Source organism: Escherichia sp. AM3, assembly GCF_032029835.1.
GTDB classification, from domain to species: domain Bacteria; phylum Pseudomonadota; class Gammaproteobacteria; order Enterobacterales; family Enterobacteriaceae; genus Escherichia; species Escherichia coli.
This window is the reverse complement of the sequence record NZ_JAVUPQ010000335.1, coordinates 1-1,198: the sequence shown is the minus strand read 5'-3', so window position 1 is coordinate 1,198 and position 1,198 is coordinate 1. Positions and strand designations below refer to the sequence as shown.

At 49.3% G+C, this 1,198-nt stretch carries 1 protein-coding gene; it reads left to right on the top strand.

The features are described from left to right. Window positions 1-1,198: aldehyde ferredoxin oxidoreductase N-terminal domain-containing protein (locus RTW80_RS25620; protein WP_312720863.1), on the top strand; the 1,198-nt coding region annotated here is incomplete at both ends.

The following is a 1,198-nucleotide window of genomic DNA, read 5'->3' as shown; positions in this document are numbered from 1 at the left end:
ATGCCCATATGGGTGGCTTTTTTGCAGCGCAAATGAAATTCGCTGGATACGACGTCATTATTATCGAAGGGAAGGCGAAATCACCGGTATGGCTGAAGATTAAAGATGACAAAGTTAGCCTGGAAAAAGCCGATTTCTTATGGGGAAAAGGGACGCGCGCAACGACGGAAGAAATTTGTCGATTGACCAGTCCGGAAACCTGTGTGGCGGCTATTGGTCAGGCTGGGGAAAACCTTGTTCCTCTCTCTGGCATGTTGAATAGCCGTAACCACAGCGGCGGTGCGGGAACTGGCGCAATAATGGGTTCGAAAAACCTGAAAGCGATTGCGGTTGAAGGGACGAAAGGGGTCAACATTGCCGATCGTCAGGAGATGAAGCGTCTCAATGATTACATGATGACTGAACTTATTGGTGCGAATAACAACCATGTCGTGCCAAGTACGCCACAATCGTGGGCAGAGTATTCAGATCCCAAGTCACGCTGGACAGCACGTAAAGGGCTGTTTTGGGGCGCGGCTGAAGGTGGTCCGATTGAAACGGGTGAAATTCCGCCAGGCAATCAGAATACGGTCGGCTTTCGTACCTATAAATCCGTTTTTGACTTAGGACCGGCGGCAGAGAAATACACAGTAAAAATGAGCGGCTGCCACTCTTGCCCGATCCGTTGTATGACCCAAATGAATATTCCTCGGGTGAAAGAGTTTGGCGTGCCCAGCACAGGTGGTAACACTTGTGTAGCAAACTTTGTCCATACCACCATCTTCCCGAACGGGCCGAAAGATTTTGAAGATAAAGACGATGGTCGTGTGATTGGTAACCTGGTGGGTCTGAATTTGTTCGATGACTACGGCCTATGGTGTAACTACGGGCAGTTGCATCGCGACTTTACTTATTGTTACAGCAAAGGTGTGTTCAAGCGTGTTCTGCCAGCTGAAGAGTATGCAGAAATTCGCTGGGATCAACTGGAAGCGGGTGACGTTAACTTCATTAAAGATTTTTACTACCGTCTGGCGCATCGTGTGGGTGAGCTGAGTCACCTGGCTGATGGTTCATATGCCATCGCAGAACGCTGGAATTTGGGTGAAGAGTACTGGGGCTACGCGAAAAATAAACTCTGGTCGCCGTTTGGCTATCCGGTTCACCATGCCAATGAAGCGTCAGCGCAGGTCGGTTCCATTGTTAACTGTATGTTCAACCG